The organism is Holdemania sp. Marseille-P2844 (assembly GCF_900120005.1).
Classification (GTDB): domain Bacteria; phylum Bacillota_I; class Bacilli_A; order Erysipelotrichales; family Erysipelotrichaceae; genus Holdemania.
Genome location: NZ_LT635448.1, coordinates 100854 through 116732 on the forward strand (window position 1 = coordinate 100854; position 15879 = coordinate 116732).

22 protein-coding genes are annotated in these 15879 nt (G+C 51.5%); 14 read left to right on the forward strand and 8 right to left on the reverse strand.

Annotated elements, in window-relative coordinates; translation table 11 throughout:
• The first annotated feature begins 107 nt into the window (after positions 1-107).
• From BQ7364_RS01310 to BQ7364_RS01365, 12 genes are all read left to right on the forward strand, one after another.
• On the forward strand, positions 108-422 hold the full coding sequence (locus tag BQ7364_RS01310) for a PTS sugar transporter subunit IIB (RefSeq protein WP_072683032.1): 315 nt from the start codon (positions 108-110) through the stop codon (positions 420-422).
• A gap of 24 nt (positions 423-446) precedes the next feature.
• Complete coding sequence (locus BQ7364_RS01315; protein ID WP_083538341.1) at positions 447-1802, forward strand: PTS sugar transporter subunit IIC; 1356 nt, start codon at positions 447-449, stop codon at positions 1800-1802.
• Between the two features lie 23 nt (positions 1803-1825).
• Complete coding sequence (locus tag BQ7364_RS01320) at positions 1826-2140, forward strand: PTS sugar transporter subunit IIA (RefSeq protein WP_006057311.1); 315 nt, start codon at positions 1826-1828, stop codon at positions 2138-2140.
• A 243-nt stretch (positions 2141-2383) separates the two neighbouring features.
• Positions 2384-3826 carry a family 1 glycosylhydrolase gene (locus BQ7364_RS01325; RefSeq protein ID WP_072683033.1) on the forward strand — a complete coding sequence of 481 codons (1443 nt, stop codon included), beginning with the start codon at positions 2384-2386 and terminating at the stop codon, positions 3824-3826.
• Entirely contained in the window at positions 3810-4427 is a 618-nt protein-coding gene (locus BQ7364_RS01330) for a YczE/YyaS/YitT family protein (RefSeq protein ID WP_072683034.1), read from the forward strand. The genes BQ7364_RS01325 and BQ7364_RS01330 overlap by 17 nt, the downstream gene beginning before the upstream one ends.
• Positions 4415-5101, forward strand: a complete 687-nt coding sequence (locus BQ7364_RS01335) for a hypothetical protein (RefSeq protein ID WP_072683035.1) — start codon at positions 4415-4417, stop codon at positions 5099-5101. Before BQ7364_RS01330 ends, BQ7364_RS01335 begins: the two co-directional genes overlap by 13 nt.
• Before the next feature lie 437 nt (positions 5102-5538).
• Positions 5539-5877 carry a PadR family transcriptional regulator gene (locus BQ7364_RS01340; protein ID WP_072683036.1) on the forward strand — a complete coding sequence of 113 codons (339 nt, stop codon included), beginning with the start codon at positions 5539-5541 and terminating at the stop codon, positions 5875-5877.
• The gene (locus BQ7364_RS01345) at positions 5874-6557 is read left to right on the forward strand and encodes a permease prefix domain 1-containing protein (RefSeq protein ID WP_072683037.1); all 684 of its coding nucleotides are present in this window, start codon (positions 5874-5876) and stop codon (positions 6555-6557) included. The genes BQ7364_RS01340 and BQ7364_RS01345 overlap by 4 nt, the downstream gene beginning before the upstream one ends.
• A complete protein-coding gene (locus BQ7364_RS01350; protein WP_072683038.1) occupies positions 6554-7096 on the forward strand; it encodes a hypothetical protein in 543 nt (180 codons plus the stop codon). The genes BQ7364_RS01345 and BQ7364_RS01350 overlap by 4 nt, the downstream gene beginning before the upstream one ends.
• A 45-nt stretch (positions 7097-7141) precedes the next feature.
• Positions 7142-7405: a hypothetical protein gene (locus tag BQ7364_RS01355; RefSeq protein ID WP_234973133.1), complete on the forward strand. Its 264-nt coding sequence runs from the start codon at positions 7142-7144 to the stop codon at positions 7403-7405.
• 113 nt (positions 7406-7518) lie between these two features.
• Positions 7519-8226 carry a zinc metallopeptidase gene (locus tag BQ7364_RS01360; protein WP_083538343.1) on the forward strand — a complete coding sequence of 236 codons (708 nt, stop codon included), beginning with the start codon at positions 7519-7521 and terminating at the stop codon, positions 8224-8226.
• An 87-nt stretch (positions 8227-8313) separates the two neighbouring features.
• Positions 8314-8595 carry a hypothetical protein gene (locus tag BQ7364_RS01365; RefSeq protein ID WP_139248530.1) on the forward strand — a complete coding sequence of 94 codons (282 nt, stop codon included), beginning with the start codon at positions 8314-8316 and terminating at the stop codon, positions 8593-8595.
• Between the two features lie 219 nt (positions 8596-8814).
• On the opposite strand, the gene BQ7364_RS01370 is transcribed toward BQ7364_RS01365, so the two are convergent.
• Positions 8815-9156 carry a hypothetical protein gene (locus BQ7364_RS01370; protein WP_039863535.1) on the reverse strand — a complete coding sequence of 114 codons (342 nt, stop codon included), beginning with the start codon at positions 9154-9156 and terminating at the stop codon, positions 8815-8817.
• 201 nt (positions 9157-9357) lie between these two features.
• Between BQ7364_RS01370 and BQ7364_RS01375 the strand changes: the two genes are divergently transcribed.
• Positions 9358-9831 carry a ribonuclease domain-containing protein gene (locus BQ7364_RS01375; protein WP_072683042.1) on the forward strand — a complete coding sequence of 158 codons (474 nt, stop codon included), beginning with the start codon at positions 9358-9360 and terminating at the stop codon, positions 9829-9831.
• Positions 9828-10160: a barstar family protein gene (locus BQ7364_RS01380; protein ID WP_072683043.1), complete on the forward strand. Its 333-nt coding sequence runs from the start codon at positions 9828-9830 to the stop codon at positions 10158-10160. The genes BQ7364_RS01375 and BQ7364_RS01380 overlap by 4 nt, the downstream gene beginning before the upstream one ends.
• A gap of 362 nt (positions 10161-10522) precedes the next feature.
• Here BQ7364_RS01380 and BQ7364_RS01385 read toward each other — a convergent pair whose 3' ends face one another.
• The 7 genes from BQ7364_RS01385 to BQ7364_RS01415 all read right to left on the reverse strand — a co-directional run bounded on the left by BQ7364_RS01385 (position 10523) and on the right by BQ7364_RS01415 (position 15673).
• The gene (locus tag BQ7364_RS01385; protein WP_072683044.1) at positions 10523-11389 is read right to left on the reverse strand and encodes a PTS system mannose/fructose/sorbose family transporter subunit IID; all 867 of its coding nucleotides are present in this window, start codon (positions 11387-11389) and stop codon (positions 10523-10525) included.
• A 2-nt stretch (positions 11390-11391) separates the two neighbouring features.
• A complete protein-coding gene (locus BQ7364_RS01390) occupies positions 11392-12180 on the reverse strand; it encodes a PTS sugar transporter subunit IIC (protein WP_072683045.1) in 789 nt (262 codons plus the stop codon).
• Between the two features lie 18 nt (positions 12181-12198).
• The gene (locus BQ7364_RS01395) at positions 12199-12690 is read right to left on the reverse strand and encodes a PTS sugar transporter subunit IIB (protein WP_072683046.1); all 492 of its coding nucleotides are present in this window, start codon (positions 12688-12690) and stop codon (positions 12199-12201) included.
• 19 nt (positions 12691-12709) lie between these two features.
• Positions 12710-13390 carry a PIG-L deacetylase family protein gene (locus BQ7364_RS01400; RefSeq protein ID WP_072683047.1) on the reverse strand — a complete coding sequence of 227 codons (681 nt, stop codon included), beginning with the start codon at positions 13388-13390 and terminating at the stop codon, positions 12710-12712.
• A 50-nt stretch (positions 13391-13440) separates the two neighbouring features.
• Positions 13441-14382, reverse strand: coding sequence for a GNAT family N-acetyltransferase (locus BQ7364_RS01405; RefSeq protein WP_072683048.1), 942 nt, complete (start codon positions 14380-14382; stop codon positions 13441-13443).
• A 158-nt stretch (positions 14383-14540) separates the two neighbouring features.
• Entirely contained in the window at positions 14541-15254 is a 714-nt protein-coding gene (locus BQ7364_RS01410; protein WP_072683049.1) for a GntR family transcriptional regulator, read from the reverse strand.
• A gap of 71 nt (positions 15255-15325) precedes the next feature.
• Positions 15326-15673, reverse strand: a complete 348-nt coding sequence (locus BQ7364_RS01415) for a hypothetical protein (protein WP_072683050.1) — start codon at positions 15671-15673, stop codon at positions 15326-15328.
• Positions 15674-15879 lie beyond the last annotated feature (206 nt).

The window sequence follows — 15879 nt, forward strand, 5'->3', positions numbered from 1 at the left end:
GGTAAATTCTTCAAATAAAGTTTACCTTTTCGATAGGGAACTCCTTTCCTGCACCGTTTTCTTTCCGGTGGTATAAATAAATCAGAAGCCAAGAGGAGGGTAATGCAATGAACATTTTACTGGTCTGCGCCTGCGGTTCCAGCACCAGCGTCGTCTTGCAGAAAATGAAAGAAAACCTGACAAGCGACGAACCGTGGACAATCGAAGCAAAGTCGCTGTCGGAGGCGAAGAAGGTCATGGGGAAATATGACTATGTCCTGCTGGCGCCGCAGATCCGCTATCAGATCAAAACGGTGCAGAGTCTGGCCGAGCCGTATGAGGGCTTAACGGTCATGAACATTGAACCGGCAGACTTCGGCCGCTGCAATGGCAAGGCGATTCTGGATCAGATTCGCCGCTGCGAACAGGCAAAACAAAAATAAAAGGGAAAAGGGGGACTTTATTCCATGGCGAAACAACAGCACGAAAAAAAGAAATTCCTCGACCGGTTTGAAGAATTATGTATGCCGATGGCGACCTTCTTCGGAACCGAACCGCACTTTCTGGCGCTGCGCGACGGCGTCGTCAGCGCGCTGCCGTTTACGTTTGTCGGCGGCATTGCTTTCTTAATCTACAAGTGTCCGTGGCAGGAAGGCTACGCGACCGGCGTCGGTTTCTTTGACGCCTTCATGAACGCCTGGTTCCAGATGTCGACGAACTTCAAGGACATCTGTTATGCGCCGTATGGAGCGACGCTGGGCATCATCTCGATTTTCATCTGTTTCACCGTAGCGTATTCGCTGGCCGAGCATTATAAAAAGAACGCCGTCAATTTCGCGGTGTGCGCAACCTCGATATATCTGTTGATCGCCTCACCGGTTATTTCCGGCGCGATGTCGATTGCCTATTTAGGCTCCGTCGGCATTCTGGTCGCCTGTCTGGTCGCTCTGGGATCGGTGGAAATCATGCGGATTTCGATTGAGAAGGGCTGGACGATTCACATGCCGCCCAGCGTCCCGCAGGTCATTGAGAATACGTTCAGTACGATTTTCCCATATGTCTACGCGTTGATACTCTTCTATGCACTGAGCGTGATTTCCCAGCTGGCTTTCGGCAAGCTGCTGCCGGAGCTGTGGCAGTACATCTTCACGTTAATTACCGTGGCGGTGGAAAACCCGGTCGCCGTCACCGTGCTGACCGCGTTTGAAAACCTGTTGTTCTCGTTCGGCATTCATCCGACGACGGTCGTCGGGCCGCTTCTGGATCCGCTCCAGCTGGTCACGCTGACCGCCAATGCCGAAGCCTTCGCGGCCGGTACCGCGCTGAATGCTCTGCCGCACGTCTATACCCAGTCGTTCTGGGCGTATTATTCCTGCATCGGCGGAGCGGGCTCCACGCTGGCCTTGTGCGCAATGTGCGTCAAGAGTAAGTCGAAACAGCTCAGCGCCGTCGGCAAGGTGGCGATCATTCCATCGCTGTTCAATATCAACGAGCCGGTGATCTTCGGCCTGCCGATCTTCCTGAATCCGATTCTGGTCATTCCGTTCATGTTAGCGCCATCGGCCAATATCCTGCTGGGCTGGCTGTGTACCTCGCTGGGGCTGGTCAATCATTCGTTCCTGTTTTTGACCTCGACAACGCCGACCGTGCTGGGCGCGTTCATCTCGACGCTGGACTGGCGTTCCTGCCTGTTAGTCGTCGTGATGTTTGCGATCGACTGGGTGATCTATTATCCGTTCTTCAAGATCTATGAAAAACGCTGCATCGAGCAGGAAAGCGGGGAAGCCGCTGAATTGGAAGCGTCCGCCAACGCATCCGCATAAGACAAAAGAAACGAGGCAGAAACATGACCGATATCAAAATGACAGCTTTTGAAATTATCTCGTATGCCGGGGACGCAAAAAGCTCTGCTTACGAAGCGCTGGAAGCGGCGAAACAGAACGATCATGCCGGCTATGAAGCGAAGATGGAAGAAGCGGAAAATAAAATTAACGAGGCTCACAAAGCGCAGTACGCGATGCTTCAGGAGGAAGCCGCCGGACAGATGCACGCCGAGTTTTCGATCATCGTCGTGCATGCTCAGGATCATTTGATGACGACAATGGCGACGATCGATCTGATCAAAGAGCTCAGCGAACTGTATTTCCTGCGGCACGCATAAACGACAGACAGCTGCCTGCATTCCAGGCAGCTTCTTTTCCAATCAGACTATTTCAGGTCAGACTATTTCAGACTGAACAAGCAAGCCTCGGAAAGGCCGTCACGAAAGCGGGTAGAAATACACAAAACAAAAGGTGAAAGTAAAATGCAAAATTAAAAACGGAAGTAAAACAATAAAGTGAATTGCGAAAGCAGAATACAGAGTAAAAACGCAGAAGTCAAAAACTTGAAGAAGGAGGAAGCGATGAAACACGGATTTCCAGACGATTTTTTATGGGGCGGCGCGATTGCAGCCAATCAGGCAGAGGGGGCATGGCAGGAAGGCGGCAAAGGGCTGTCCGTACCCGACGTGGACTGGCACGATCCCCATTTAGTCCGCGGCGGCAAGCGCGATGCGGATTCAGAAATGACCAGCACCCGGTTAAATGAATTATTAGCGATCAGGGAGGACTGGCAGTTCCCCAAGCGCAGCGGCATTGATTTTTATCACACCTACAAGGACGATCTGGCGCTGATGAAGCAGCTGGGACTGAAAGCCTTCCGCACCTCGATCAACTGGGCGCGGATCTATCCCAAAGGCGACGACGAGCAGCCCAACGAAGAAGGTCTGCAATTCTACGACGACCTGATCGACACGATTGTAGCCAATGGCATGGAGCCGATCATTACGCTGTTTCATTACGAACTGCCGTTAAAGCTGGTGACGGAATACGGCGGGTGGCGCGATAAACGCCTGATCGACTTTTACGCCCGCTTTGCCCGGACTTGTTTTGAGCGCTATCGGGGAAAGGTGAAATATTGGATTCTGATCAATCAGATCAACCTGATTTATGTCGAATCGTTTAATTCTCTGGGAATTCTGTGCGATCAGGTCGACAATCTGGAAGAAGCGAAATACCAGGCGATTCACAATCAGTTTGTGGCCTGTTCGCTGGCGACCAGGCTGGGACGGGAGATCGATCCGGAATTCAAGCTCGGTATGATGATTTCCGATCATAACTGCTATCCGGAAACCGCGTCGCCGGAGGATGTGTTCAGCACCCTGCAGAAGAATCAGATGAGTCAGTTTTTCTATGGCGACGTGCGGATCCGCGGACAGTATCCGGGCTATGCGCTGCGGTATTTTGAGGATCATCAGCTGAACATCGTGATGACGCAGGAGGAACTGGATCTGATTCACAACTATACCGCCGACTATATGGCGTTCAGCTATTATTACTCGCGAATGAATTCAGCGGTTCACAACACGGCCGATCTGAACGATATCTCCCGCAACCCGCTGCTTCCGGCTTCGATTTGGGGCTGGTGCGTTGATCCGCTGGGTCTGCGCAATTCGCTCAACGTGTACTATGACCGCTACCAGCTGCCGCTGATGATTGCGGAAAACGGACTGGGAGCGCTGGATGAGCTGAAAGCAGGAACGGTTGAGGATGATTACCGGATTGATTATCTGCGTGAGCATCTTAAGGCGATCAAGGAAGCGATCCGCGACGGCGTCGAGGTGTTCGCTTACTGCGCATGGGGACCGATCGACATTGTCAGCTGCACGACCAATGAAATGTCCAAACGTTATGGGTTTGTGTATGTTGATCTGAACGACGACGGCACAGGCAGCCGGAAACGGTTTAAGAAAAAGAGCTTTGACTGGTATAAGCGGGTGATTGAAACGAATGGAGCGGATCTCTAGCCTGAGATGGAAGACAGCGGTCCTGGCGGCGCTGGCCGGCGTGGGCATCGGCGTGGGCGTCGGCTTGATCTTAAACGCGAATATCGGCTCGGACACGGTCACGGTTTTTCAGGACGGTCTGCATTGCCAGCTGCATATCAGCTATGGTCAGGCGTCGCGGCTGTACAATCTGGTTTTGATTGCGGCGGCGTTTCTGACTGCACGGAACTACTTCGGGGCCGGTACTGTGATTTCAGCGCTGGTCACCGGCTTCGCGATTGACGGCACAGTGGCCCTGACCGGCAGTCTGATCGCCGGGTTTACTTTGCCCGGACGCCTGCTTGTCTTCCTCCTCGGGCAAATGGTATATGCGTTCAGCCTCGCGATGTTGATCCGCTGTCAGTTGGGGATGAACGGATTGGACAGCCTGCTTCATGCAGCACAGGCCCGGTTGGGCATATCGTATTCGATTCTGCGCTGGGGCGCGGATCTGGCGCTGACGGTGCTGGGCTGTCTGGCTGGCGGCATCGCGGGCGTCGGTACGGTGATTTCCATTGTCACGACGGGCCCGCTGATCCATCGGTTTCAAAGAGGAAGGAGGACTGAATCATGCTCAAATTGATTTTGTTGTCAGTCCTGGGCGTTATGGGGCTGGCTCTGCCGCTCACGTTGATTCTCACGGCGAAAGAGAAACCGAAAATCCCAGGCGTCTTGTTTGGAGCCACATTTTACTTAACCGCCAATCTGTTCTTGAATGTGTTTAAAAATGCCTGGTCGCTGAATCTGGATACGCCCACCTCCACGGTCTTTTATTTGATCACGGCGGTCTTGACCTGGACGCTGACCGCCGCGTTGTTTTTTCGCCGTTTTCGTCCGGCTTCGCTCGGCAGAATCAGTCTGATTTATGGCGGCTATGCGCTGATCAATACGTTTGTCGTGACGATGGCCAGCTATTCTCCGCTGATTCAGTATGGTTTACTGGAGGTCAGCGGTCAGACTGCCCAGCTTCCTGCGGCATCGGCCGCGATATTGAGCGCCGCTTATGCTTCTCTTGGTCCGCTGGAGCTAATTCTGGCATTAATTGAACTGGTGGTGGTTTTCCTGATTCTGGCCCAGCTGTTCCGGCGGTTATTCGCAGATGATTCGGTGAAGCGGCTGGCGGAGTTTGGTCTGGGATTGTTCCTTTTGATGGTGATTCAATATGGAAAATGGGGAATGCTCGTCAGCTTCATCGCCTATGGAATGGAGCTTGCGGGACTTCTGACACTTGGTAAACAAAAGAAGTTGAAACCATGAATGAAACAACATCTGCTTTTCCTTTCGATTTTATCTGAGGCGAAGTCTTTGCGGTAAATCAGAGGGAAGACGACAGGCAAGCTGAGGGCAAGGGCGTTTGTCTGGGGGATATCAATGAATGTGTTGAAAATCTGCCGCGGGATCAGAAATGCAATACCGAAATGATGATAATACGGATTCAGGAAGCGCTGGCGCGAAAAAACAGATTTTCCCCCAAAGCTGCGGCACATCTGTTTTTTATCTGGATTGAAATGAGGGGAAGTGGCTGAATCTAATGGTAAGCTGTGTGCTTGAATCATCAGGAACACAGCTTTTATTTTGGCATCGAATCCTCTTGATCACAAAGCATGAAGTATTGATAGATAATGCCTTGTTATACCTTGAAGAACTATGTATAATAGAAGCATAGAAATTCTAGGTATGGAAGGAGGTTGTTTATGAATTATGATAAAGGCTTGATCGCCGGCAGTTCCGCTTTGTTGGTATTAAGTTTGTTGAAGGAACAGGAACGCTACGGCTATGAATTGATCAAGACGCTCAAAGACCGGTCGAATGACGCGTTTGATTTTAAGGAAGGCACATTGTATCCGATTCTGCACAAAATGGAAAATGAAGGCTGGATCCGTTCGGTAAGCAAAACGGTGAACGGGCGGACGCGCCGGTACTATACCATTACGGCTCGGGGCGTCAAGCAGCTGGAAGCTCAGCAGGAACAGTGGGAAAGCTTTTCTTCCGCAGTCAATCAGGTGCTTTCGTTTCAGGGCAGCGGATCATGAATCCGATTGAGACTTATGTCCAAGCCGTAACGGCGCAGGTTCATTTCTTTCTGGACCGCGGCAGAATCGGCGATGAATTGCGCGCTCATCTGCAGGACAGCGTTGAGGATCTGATGCAGGAAGAGGGCTTAACCCTGGAACAGGCGCAGGCGGAAGCGGCAGCGAGAATGGGGGATCCACAGGCCGTTGGGCGGGAACTGAACCGAATTCATCATCCGCTTTTAGGATGGCTCTGGCTGATCACGATGTCCTGTGCGGCGATTGCCGGGATTGTCTTCGTTTATTTATTGCTTACTGCAGGATGGAATGAAATTCAATACCTTTTGCCTATGACCCCTGAACATGCCGAAAAGATCGCGACCGTAAATGAAAAGATTGAATTAGCCGGACATACCGTGACTTTGGACGCCCTTTGGAAATCTGATGAAGGCGAGTTGATCTTAACGTATCATATCCGCAATAAGCTGTCCTATTCTCGTTCCGGCTGGTCGGTGAACTTCTTCTCTATCCAAAATGGAGACGACAGCCTTCCAGTTTATCCTTATTTTGAAGCGACCTCTTTCTTCGGCTCGAAAGGGATGCTTACTTTTACAGCGCCGGCTTCCGATGTAATTGAGCTTTCCTTGATCGACGGACAGCGGGTGTCGTTAGACCTGAAGGAATGGGAGCTGAAAAAATGAAACGGAAAAGAGAGATTGTGGCAGGCATAGCCTTGATTCTGATCACACTTGTATTGTTGGGATGGATTAGCGGTTATTATCTATCACCCCAGGCATGTGTGGAAGATTCGCTGCGGGGACTGTATTTCAGCCCGGCTGAAAAGATCGACGAGGTTCAAATTGGGGATCGTTATTATTATCTGTATGCGAACGATCATCAATATGCGCTGCATGGCGCTGAGAAGACGGCAGGTATCTTTTATATCACGACCGGAGGGAGCACACACAATGATTATGCGGATGCTGACGAAGCATTTCAAATCGACGGACTGAGTGATGGGAAAAATCAGTTGTTTGTCATCCATCGCAGCCAGCCTGAAATCATGAAGGTGGAAATGGATCCCGGTAAAGGCCGGCCAGTAATTGTTTTTGATCAATGGGAGCATGATTTTTCAATCAAGATCCAGCAACTGGAAAACTCTGAAGAGGCGACATGGGAGGGAACCTACCGGGCCTATGATGCGCAGGGAAACCTTGTTGAGGAACAGATCTATCCGTGATCCTCTGCAACAAAAGAAATCGAGGGAAACAAGATCAACCTTGTGATGAATCCGGAGGAAGCCTGTGATCTTCAAAGGATGGAAAACGACGGAATTTATATGGCAGTGATCGTGCGCAGGGATCCGCGTGTAGATCGGGTGGAAGCCCAGCTGAATAACGGTTTGACGTGGACTGTGGAACAGGGACATGATGATTTTGCGCTGATCACCTTGGAAATTCCGGAGGCGTCTGTTTCCTGTTGGCCGGGGATCTATCGAGCTTTAGATAAGGATAAGCAAGTTTTAATGGAAAGAACGATTCCTGGTTAGTTTCGTTATAAAATTCCCGGTTTGTCACCGGGATTGACAAAGCCGTGCGGTTGTCTAGTGGAAAGTATCGTAAAATCGTGTAGAATAAACCTGCCTGATAGGGAGGAATGTTTATGTTCTACGCATTTTACGATATTTTTTATTTGCTGGTTCTGGCGGCGATTGGATTTTCCATGTGGGCCAGCGCCCGGGTGAATTCGACGTTCCGCACATATAGCCAGCAGCGCACGCGCAACGGGATGACCGGCTATGACGCGGCACGGGAAGTGCTGGATGCCAACGGTTTGTATGATGTCCGGATCGAGCGGATATCAGGAAATCTGACCGATCATTTCGATCCCCGCACGAATGTCATCCGGTTATCCGATTCAGTTTATGGTTCTGCTTCCACCGCCGCGGTCGGTGTGGCCGCGCATGAAGCTGGACATGCGATCCAGTATGCCCATGGATATGCACCGTTAAGGATTCGCAACGCGATCATTCCGCTGACGAATATCGGTTCCCGGATGTCCACGCCGTTGATTTTGATGGGATTGATTTTCTCCAATATGGGGCGCTCGGCGATCACGATCGCGTATATCGGCGTGGCTTGTTTTGCATTGAGCGTTGTGTTCCAGTTGGTCACACTGCCGACTGAATTTGACGCCAGCCACCGGGCAGTGGCCGCGATTGAAAACTGCGGCTTATTGACAAGCGAGGAAGTAGGCTCAACCAAGAAAGTGCTGTCAGCGGCGGCGATGACGTATGTTGCGGCGCTGGCGGTCGCGATTACACAATTTCTGCGTCTTTTGAATATCGTTCAGCGCAATGACCGGCGCTAAGCGGACGTGCCGGTGAATCCAGAAAAGAAAAGAATCCGGCCGCAGAAACGAAAACTTCAGGCCAAACACAGGGGGCCGGAAACCTTTTTGGACTACCCGATTACCCGGGGCGGAGTTCTGGCCGACGCCTGGCTGATTCCGAGCGAGGAAGCAGAAGCCTGTGTCCGCCGGCGGGAAGCTTGCGCTGCCCAGCTGATGGCCGAAATAAAAACCTTCTGCAGCCGCGACTTTCGGGATTTAGCGCAAACGGAAGACGACGAAGTTGTGTGGGGCGAAGCGGTGTTCGGCGCCGAACGCAGCAGTCTGGTCTTTCTGAACCCGCAGATCGTGGAGAACGTGATGGAAGCGGCGAAGAAAAGGAACTGCTGAAATTTATTCTGGAAAGCAGTGGATTGGCGGAGTTCGCAGCCCAGCTCCACTCTAATTCTCAGTTGTAACTGGATCGACTCACTTATCATTTTCCCCAGCTTGGAAACAGAAATAAAAAAACAGCCTGAGATTTCCTGTTGCAGGAAGTTTCAGGCTGTTTCTCGCCAGGCCAGCTGAGCTTGCTCAGATTAAGGCTCAGGGATGTGGAAAGAATCTTCTTTATTTAACCGTCTGGAATTCTTTTCGTTCAATTTCCTGCGGTGCTTCGATTTCGCGGGCGAGGGTGTGCTCCGTCAATTCGGAAAGCAGCTTAAGCTTCTTGTTGATCAGCGGCCGCATGCAATTCGGCACATGTTCCTGATGGGCGCGGTGAATGGCGACGCATTCCTTGCAGTTGCCATGATAGCGGCAAGCTTTCCGGCAAGGACAATGGTCCTTTTCCTTGTACTCTTCACGGAAAGCGGCGGCGAATTCTTCCTGAAGCGCCAACCCGGCCTGACGATTGCCGTTATGGAATTGCTCCATCGCGGCGAGTTCTTTTGGATTTCCTTCGATGATCATCAACAAATCCCCTCTTTCTTTGTTTGCCTTCCGCGGCAAACAACGCCCCTATTTTAACACTGGAAAAAGGAGGACTTCAAGGGATTCCTTATAAAAAGAGGAGGGAAGGGGAAGCATAACTTATTTTGCCGTGAAACAGAGAAGAATGGACTTTGCGTTCTTCTCTATTTTGTTTTATGATGTTAAAAAAGGAGCGTGTTTATGAAACTGCGATTTAAATTAGGCTTGGCGTTATGGGCGATGCTGAGCTTGTTGGGATGTGCTTCGACGTCGGTGCCGCAGATCCCGCCGGCCACTTCCCAGCCGATGGAAGAAACAATAACGGTTCAGGAGGACGGCTGGTATTCCACGAAGGAGGAAGTCGCGGAGTATCTGGAAACCTATGGACATCTGCCGGAGAATTACATCACGAAAAAAGAAGCTCAGGCGTTGGGCTGGGATAACGCGAAAGGAAATCTGTGGGACGTAGCCGAAGGCAAATCCATCGGCGGCGACCGCTTCGGCAACCGCGAAGGTTTGCTTCCCAACGCTCACGGCCGGACTTGGTATGAATGCGACATTGATTATCAAGGTGGTTATCGGGGAAAGGAACGCCTTGTCTTTTCCGATGACGGTCTGATCTATTATTCGGATGATCATTACGCAAGCTTTGAAGCGGTGAGGGGAAACGAATGAAGCGTGCTTTGATTGACGGACGCGAATGCCGGGATAAACAGACGCTGCATCGGCAGCTTAAAGACCAGCTTGCCTTTCCCGATTATTATGGAAATAATCTCGACGCTCTCTATGATATTTTAAGCACCGCGCAGGAACCTTTTGAAATTGAATTAATAAATAGGGAGGAACTGATCGGAAATTTAGGCGGCTATGCGGACGCGCTGCTTGCGACCTTACAGGACGCCGCCGCAAACAATGCTTTCCTTCATCTATCCGGCGTAATAACGTCGGCAGAGAATGTTGGTAATCAGGCAGAAAGTCAAAATCAAACCGATCATGAATCGTGAAGAGCTTTCCGCTAATTGTGTCAGAAAGTTTGTGTACGACGGTACAGCATACCAGCTGATCAGCTCGATGAGGTCCAGAAGTGCATTAAGGCTGTTCAGGCAAGAAATGCGGATGAATGTCTGCACAACCCGATGAGGAAAGCGACTGAGAACGTCGATCAGATTGCGGTTCGCAAACGAATGCGAAACATCAGCGTCGCGCAGCCTTGTTTCCCATTTTAAAACAGAGAGTACAGATTAGATCAGGGCAGCGCGTCACCGCTGTCCTTTTTCCACAAAAAAACTCAGCGCTGTGAGTGAAGCAGCGCTGAGAGTGTTTCCTCATCTGTCCAAAAGAGGATGGATGAATTCAGTTTACGGATTTACGCGTAGAAACCGGTGGCATAACCGATGAAGGTCAGGACACACGCCAGAACAAGGATCAGCCCCATCAATTTCAACGGCGACCATTTCTTCTTCGCATACAAACCATAGACGCCTAATGTCAGGCCCAGCGGCAGGATCTGCGGGAAGATGGAGTTCAGTACGGAATCGGCGTTGAACAGCACCTGGCTTTCCAGGATCGTGTTGGTCGTGGCGTCATAAACGTCTTTGACGATCTGAATCGGCAGCGTGCAGGAAACGAAGGAAGCGGTCAGGGCGCCGACGACGATCAGGCCCAGCACGGTCATCGTGTCCGTCAGTAAATTCAGCCGGCCTGTCGCCATAAACGTCTGCATCCCTTCCAGTCCGGACTTATAGCCCAGCTTGAACAGAAACCAGCTCAGCGCGCAGGTGCCGATCGGATAGACAAGCATGTAGATGACCGGTCCCAGCCAAAGCATATTGGCGGAAGCCTGAGAGATCGACAGGCAGATTGTCAGCAGGATCGGGATGATCGTCGCAACCCACAGCGAATCGCCGATGGCGGATGTCGGGCCGATCAAGGCAACTTTGACGCTGCTGATGAGTTCCGGAGTACACTGACCATTGGCATTGGCCTCTTCCAGACCGCAGACGATGCCGTTGCAGATGGAACCGACCTGTGCTTCAGTATTGAACAATGTGATATGACGCTGCAGCGCAGCTGCCCGTTCTTCTTTCGTGTCGTATAATTCTTCAATGACCGGGGCCATCGCCTGACCGAACGCCATGCCCAGCATTGATTCTGCCTGCTGGGAACAGCCGTTCCAGAAAAACCACGTCCGGAAGGATTTCTTTAATGTTTTTTCACTGATTTTCTTAGCCATGATTAAGCTCCTTTCCGATCAGCCAACGAGGAGGCTGCGACATAGTAGAGAACCGCGGTGATGATCGCGACAACCGCGACCGCCATCGTGCTTAAACCGAAATAAGTGACGAGAATGAATCCGGCTAAGAAGATGACGATGTGATATTTCTTCTTTAATAAGAACGATAAGATGATGCCCATTCCCAACGAAGCCATCATGCCGCCGAAAATGCTCAGTGCGGTGGTGACCCAGCCCGGAATCAGCGTTGCGAAATCAGCCTGGCCGGAAGCTGCGGTCATCGACGTCAGAACGAGCACCGCCGGAACAAAACGGCATAAGAAACCGATTGCCTGACCCATGAAGACGTTTGGAACGATCATTTTGCGGGTATCCCCGGCTTCCGCATATTTTGCGGCAACCCGGTTCAGCGGCAGGTTTAGGGCATACGACAAATTCCACATGACCTGGCCGACCAGTCCGCCGATCCCGGCGAAGACCACAGCCAGACCGATCGTTCCGGTCGCGTCCATCCCCTGACCGAAGACGATCGCCGCAGCGACGCCGATGTAGGTGGCATACGATAAGTCCCAGGCAACCGCGCCGCCCGGCGTGACGTTGCCCATATACATGATCTGTAACGGAATTCCGACGACCATGGCGGTCTGAATATCCCCTAAAATGACGCCGACGACCAGCGCCGCGACTAACGGACGGCCTAAAGTGTACCAGCCGATAGTGTTGCCGACGATAGAACCGATGGATCCCAGATACACAAAGATTGCGATCAGGATGATTTGAATGATTGACATAATTACCCCTCTGACTTTCTATTCAATCGTTTTGCGGAAAGCGTCCCAGCTTGTCCGGGTAGTGTTCGGCAGCTGTTGGAAGCAGACGTCTGCGCCTTTGGCGCTCAAGGCGTCGATCACTTCCACGTCCTGCTGGCTGAGATAGAAGATGCCGGTCGCACCGGAAACCTTATGCACGGAATCCGGACGTTTGGCAATGTTGCCCAGCATCACGAAGTCAGCTTTCAGAACGGTGTCTTCCAGTTCTTCCAGCTGCTTTGGGAAGCGCACGATGACCAGCCGGTTGGTGCCGCTGTCCTGGCTTAACAGGCTGCGGGCTTCCTCCGTGGTGACAATGTGCGTTTTATAAAGCGGCGGCACGCTCATCGTCATGATCGATTTCAGCATTGGATTTTTGGCGCTTTCATCGTCGATCGCAATGATTTCCTGGATCGCCAAGGTCGGACACCAGGCGACGATGGTCTGGCCGTGAATCAGCCGGTCATCGACGCGGACTACAATTTTACCCATGGTTATTTCTCCTCTCTTTTTACCACAGCTGCGGTTCGATCAGACTGGCGTACATATACGCGACGGTATAGCCGCTGTTGTTGGATTCGATCTGGCGGACTTTGCCGATTGTCGGATAATACTGCTGGTAAGGAAAGTCGTTGACCTCGCCGCGGAAGACGGCGTATTCCTTCATTGCGTCGTACCACTGGGTCACTTCCTCTGGATTCAGCGTGAAGTAGGCCTGCGGAAGGAAGCCGACGAGATCCTCAAACGTTTCGCCGTAGACCAGGCGGATCGGATTGCCTTTTTCACGCAGCCGCTTGACGGCGGTGACGACGGCGTCGTGAGTGTTGATGTGCCGCGGATGCATTGAACCGCGCCAATGGGTGATGACCAGGTCGACTTTCTCATCGACGAAATACTGCTCCATCCGCTGAGCGAAGTCCTCCAGCGAAGGCATATTGCTGGAAACGTAGCCAAGCCAGATCGTGTCGGCGCCCAGCTTTTCCGCAGCTTTCTGATTCATGGTCAAGAGATCTTTGAGATACTGCTGCTTCGCTTCCTCCGTCGCGGCCGGATCTTCCAGCCTTCCCTGAGTGACGTGGATCAGCGTGCAGTGCGCGCCTTGCCGGGCATATTTGAGGATCAGCGGTCCGCCCATCAGCTCGGCGTCCAGCGAATGTGCGCCGATGCTGACGACGCGTTGGATTGAGGTCATAATGTGTTCTTCCTTTCTTTAATAGAGCATGCTTTTTGTGCGGATTTCGGTTAATCCAAATTCTTGCGGTAATCGGTGAAGGTGCGGAAAACGGTGATTCCATGACGCTCGTAGAAACGGCGTCCCGGTGCGTCGGTGGAGACGAAATACATGTGATAGATACCGCGCTTCTCCATTTCCAGCTGCATCAGATCGAGCAGAATACTGCCTAAGCCCCAGTTGCGTTGGCTGGCCATGACGCCGATCGGACCGAACCGCATCGGATTGCCGTCGATCTGACGCATGCAGAAGCCGGCGAGCTGATCGTTTTGATCAACGCACAGCAGCACGTTGTCTTCCGCCAGATTGTTCTGCATACTGATCAGCAGGTTGCGCTTCCAGCCGCCGCCGAATTCCACCTTGGCAAATTCAAGCAGGTCGACGCAATATTTCCAGCTGAACGGAATGAACCGGAAACCAGCGGCTTCGGCTTTCGCCTTGCGGGCCAGCGCCGCTTCATCGAGCTGGTAACCATGCAGATCCTTGCACATCGAGTAACTTTCCTCGCCGCTTTGATAGCCCATTGCATCAAAGAAGGCGGCCGATTCCGGATAGTTCTGCTTGTCGATGCCCGGGAAGAAATAATTCGGGCTGTACGCGGCGACCGTGACGTTTTTAGCGCCGCGCGCCTTCATGTCGGCTTCGGCTCTTTCGACTAAAGCCCGGCCGATTCCCTGACGGCGATGTCCGGCTTCGACGAATAAGACGTTGATCCAGCCCCGGTCCGGCTCCGTTCCCCGTTCCAGATAAGGAAACTTGCGGCGGGTGGCCAACAGGAAGCCGACGACTTTCTCATCCGCCATCGCCACATAGCACAGCGATGGATCGAAGTTGTCGTCCAGCAGCGCCTGCTTGCGGAATTTCTGTAAGGTCAGCGGATCGCAGGGCAGACAGGCGTTCCACAGATCAACAACCGCCTGTTCATAGCACTGGTTATAATTCTGAATTTCCATAGATCTTCATTCCTCCTCAGTCAGTATATTAACGAACAATCTCAATTATCTTATAATATTGATATGTTAACATATTAACTGATTCCATTATACGGTGCAGCCTCGCAATATGCAAGCCCTTTCAGTCAAAAAAAGAACATTCTGTCGAAGAATGTCCTTTACATTTTAATATTGACGGTGACGGAATACCAATCTTTGTTGAAATACGTTTCCGCATATTCGATGATTTCATCGCGCTGATCAAAGGTCAGCCGCTTAACGAAGAACGTCGCGGCATTCTTGCGGATGTTCATGAGCCGGGCGATCTCGGTGTTGCCGATCTCGCGCACTGAGTAATTTTCATTTACCCAGACCGGCGTGACATTGACCTGAGCCAGCGTTTTATAGAAGGATCTGGTTTCGTAGACAGTCTGTGCCTGTTCCAGCGAAAGCAGACGGCTGTCGACAAACGAACTTTGATAGGCGATCGGCTCGTCGTTAGCCAGGCGGATTCGCCGGACGCAGACGATCGGCTGATCGGGATCAATCGTCAGTTTCTCAGCGATCTGAGCGTTGGTGATCAGTTCGATTTTATCCACATGCATGTCAATCTGGTATCCCTGCTGAAGCAGTTCGTCGCTGAAACTGAGCGAAGTCAGTCCGCGGATCATCTGCTTCTTGGCGACAAAGGTGCCCAACCCTTGAATACCGGTGAGATAACCCTCGTTGATCAGATCGGTAAATGCCTTGCGGACCGTGATCGTCGAGACATTATATTTTTTTTTCAGCACGGATTCACTGTCGACCTTATCGCCCGGTTTCAGCTGGCCGGATTTGATGGCGGCGATGATATCCTGTTCGATTTGGAAATACTTGGCGACCTTGTATTCCATTTCTCTTCACTCCTTAACTTAATATGTTAACTTATCTGGATTATAGCAGATTCCGATTTTAAAAGATAGAGTCATTCCCCGGAAAACAGGATTTCGACTAATCCCCAGCCGCTAAGGACCATCGCGGCGTCACTGATCAGGAACAGGTGGAAGGCGATAAACCGCGGGCCTGTTAATGAAATCAGGAAAGTCAGGATCAGCCCGGCGATCAGGGCGGCGATCAGAGAAGTCCCGGAAATTTTGCGGAAATCTTTGCGGTGAAAAACAAGCCCGCAAAGCAATCCAAAACAGAAATAGGCCCCGATCACGGCCTTTGGATTAAACAGAAGCAAAGCTTTGCGGTGTTGATTGAGCGCCAACATCAGCGCAGACAGCCCTGCGGCGGCAAGCAGGGTAAAAGCTGAATTCTTGATCTTCATCTTAATCCTTCCTTTCTTTGTATTGGATGAAAGGGATCTCGTCTTTGCCTGTTAAACTGAGGCATCCGAAAACTTGGAAACAGGAGTTACTGGAAGAATCTGATGATTAAGGCTGGTCAGTTTCTCCATGAGGATTTTATGGAGAGAAACAGAAGCAACAATTTTAAAATTAAGGTGGAATAGTTTTATTCTGACACGCTGCACGA